Source organism: Streptomyces malaysiensis subsp. malaysiensis, assembly GCF_040653035.1.
In the GTDB taxonomy this organism is placed as follows: domain Bacteria; phylum Actinomycetota; class Actinomycetes; order Streptomycetales; family Streptomycetaceae; genus Streptomyces; species Streptomyces malaysiensis.
Genome location: NZ_JBEZNG010000087.1, coordinates 1 through 2,790, shown reverse-complemented (window position 1 = coordinate 2,790; position 2,790 = coordinate 1). Strand labels below are relative to the sequence as shown.

1 protein-coding gene is annotated in these 2,790 nt (G+C 72.8%); it reads right to left on the bottom strand.

Annotated features, from left to right (window positions below):
* The coding region (locus AB0E24_RS45890) for an SDR family NAD(P)-dependent oxidoreductase (RefSeq protein ID WP_359386022.1) at window positions 1–2,756 on the bottom strand (2,756 nt) is incomplete at its 3' end.
* Window positions 2,757–2,790: the final 34 nt, after the last annotated feature.

Below are 2,790 nucleotides of genomic sequence, written 5' to 3'. Positions count from 1 at the left end.
ACCCCCGAACCACGCACCACCCCATGCACCACATCCCCCGCCACCAACGCATCCGACAACCGCCGCAACACCACCACCCCCACACCCTCACCACGGCCGAAGCCATCAGCGGAAGCATCGAAGGTCTTGCACCGGCCGTCCGCGGCAACCGCCTGCATCTGGCTGAGCGCCACCGAGGCACCTGGGGTGAGCATCAGACTGGCCCCGCCCGCGAAGGCGATGTCGCACTCTCCCCGCAACAGGCTCTGCCGCGCCATGTGGAGCGCGACGAGGGAGGAGGAGCAGGCGGTGTCGACGACGAGGCTCGGGCCGTGCAGGCCGAGCGCGTAGGAGAGGCGGCCCGCGGCGAGGCTGTTGAGGTTGCCGAGGCTGCTGAACGCGTCGGACACCCCGGCCTCCGCGGCGAGTTGGGCGTAGTCGTTGTAGTAGAGGGAGAGGAAGACACCACCCTGGCGGCCGACGAGCTGGTGGGGCACGACGGCCGCGTCCGCGAGCGCCTCCCACGCCGTCTCCAGCAGCAGACGCTGCTGCGGATCCAGACGCTGCGCCTCGTGCGTGCTGAGGCCGAAGAAGTCCGCGTCGAAGGCGTCAACGGGTTCGGTGAGGAAGCCGCCCCGGCGCAGCGGACCGTCGGGCGGTTCGCCGTTCCGGCCGGGCAGATCCTCCGGCCGCCAGCGGTCCGGCGGTACGTCGACGATCGCGTCGCGGCCCTCACGCAGCAGTTGCCAGTAGGAGGCTATGTTGTCGGCGCCGCCGGGGAACCGGCACGCCATGCCGACGATGGCCACGGCATCCTCGCCACCATCCACCGGCGCCGGCTCCTTGACCCTGATCGGTTCCGGGGCGGGTGGGGCTGCCCGGCGCGCGGTGGGCCGGGGCACGGCGGCGGGTGTGGCTCGCTCGCATATCTCGGTGTCGCCACCAGCGCGCAGATGTTCCGTGAGGTCCGCGACCGTGGGGTGTTCGAACGTCACGGTGGTGCTGAGCGGAATGCCGAGTTCGCCGGTGAGCCGGTTGCGCAGCTCGACCGCGAGTGCGGAGTCCAGCCCCAGCTCCATCAGCGGCCGGTCCGCGTCGACGGGGGTCTGCGGGCGCAGTCTCAGCACTTGCCGCAGCTCACGCTCGAGCACCGCCGCCACGTCCTCGTCCGTCGGCCGTGTCACGGCTTCCGGCCGCGCGAGACCGCGCAGCCGGGCAGGTGTGCGCCCGCCCATATGGTGTGCGTACCGCCGCCAGTCCACGGATACGCATACGGTGGACGGGGCACGGTCATGGATGAGTCGCTCCAGCGACGCCAGCCCGTGGGCCGGGTCGATCATCCCGATCCCGGAGGATTCCCACAGGGTCCTGGCGGAGTCGGGAGCCCGCCCGGCCATCCCGGCGCCCGTCCACGGGCCCCATGCGACGCTCAGCGCGGGCAGCCCCATGGCCTGGCCGTACTCGGCGAGTCCGTCCAGATAGGCGTTGGCCGCCGCGTATGCGCCCTGGCCGACGGTGCCCAGCATCGTGGCCTGGGAGGAGAAGAAGACGAGGAAGTCCAGCGGCTGGTCCCGGCGTAGCGCGGCGCGGTGCACATTCCACCCTCCGGCCACTTTGGGGCTGAGCACACGGGCCAGTTGGTCGTGGCCGGTGTGCAGGAGGAGGCTGTCGTCGAGGACACCGGCCGCGTGGATGACGCCGTGCAATGGGGCGCCGGTCGAGCCGAGTTGGTCGAAGACCCTGTCGCAGTCGGCCGCCCGGGACACATCGGCCGGGATATAGGAGACCAGCACACCGTTGCCACTCAGCTCGGCCATGGCCCGCTCGGCGGCGGGTGGCGGGCGGTGCGAGCGCCCGGTCAGGAACACCTGCCGGGCCCCGCCGTCCACCAGCCACCGCGCGCAGTGCAACCCCAGCGCCCCACCACCGCCGGTGATGAGGTACGTGCCATCGCGCCGCACGACGGGCTCGCGCCGACCGACCGTGTCCGCCTCGGTGCCGGGCCGGCGCTCCACCAGCCGGGCCGCGTGGCGCATCCCCTCATGGAGCGCTATCTCGTCCTCGGAAGCGTCGGACGCCGCCAGCTCGTCCGCCAGCGCCTCGTCGTCCCCGGCCGTGAGGTCGATCCGGCGGCAGCGCAGCTCCGGATGCTCGCTGCTGATGACGCGTGCGAGCCCCCACAGCGCGGCCCGCTCCGGCGTCCCCTCGCCCGCCCGGCCGCCGTGGGTGACCAGCACCAGCTGGGCCGAGGGGCGCAGGCGGGCCAGGGTGCGAGTGAGGTCGAGCACCGCCGTCGAGGTACGGAGCACACGGGACAGCGCCGCTTCGCCGTCCTCATCCACGGCGGTGGCCGAGGGCCCGGCTCCGGCGGTCAGGCACACCACCGTGTCGACCGCCTCGTCGGCGAGCGCGTCGCGCACCGCGTCCATGGGCCATGGGTGCTCCTCGTCGCGGCGGCCGACCACCAGGACGTGTGCGCCGTCGCGCTCCAGCCGGTCGCGCAGCCGTGCGGCGGTTACCGTGTCGTCGCCGAGCAGCAGCCAGCGGCCTCGGGCGCGTGTGGGTGCGGGGCGGCCGATGTTCTGCCAGCGTGTCCGGTAGCAGCCCGGCTCGGGGGACGCGACGAGCTCGGGCTGCCGCTCATGCCGCGGCCACCAGTAGTACTCACCCTGCCGCCTGGCGGGCTTCGGTGTTACGCGCCGCGGGGTGGGGTGGTGTCGGGGGGCTTGTTCGATGATGGCGTGTGCGTTGGTCCCACTGATACCGAACGAACTCACCGCCGCCCGCCGGGGCCCATCCGTGACAACCCAC